At 62.7% G+C, this 255-nt stretch carries 1 pseudogene; it reads right to left on the bottom strand.

The features are described from left to right. Window positions 1-255: pseudogene (locus KW846_RS29865) on the bottom strand (RHS repeat protein); the annotation flags it as partial.

Consider the following 255-nt stretch of genomic DNA (forward strand, 5'->3'; position numbering starts at 1 on the left):
GATTGCTGTGCGATGCCACGCGCATGATCAAGGTGTCGTCTACCGCGCCGTGATGCAGACGCTGCAGCAGATTGCCCGCTTCATCGTAATAATAGGTCTCTGTGTAATTGCACCAGCGACTGGCGTCAGGCGGGCCGAATCCCTGCCACTCGGGCAACGCCGGCCCCAACGACGGCTTGGCGGTTTCCCAGCCGGTGGCGCTGATTAGCTGGTAGAGCGTGTCGTAGGCGAAGCGCCGCACCGGCTCGATGCGCT

It is taken from the genome of Pseudomonas sp. PDM32 (genome assembly GCF_019219225.1).
Classification (GTDB): Bacteria; Pseudomonadota; Gammaproteobacteria; order Pseudomonadales; family Pseudomonadaceae; genus Aquipseudomonas; species Aquipseudomonas laurylsulfatiphila.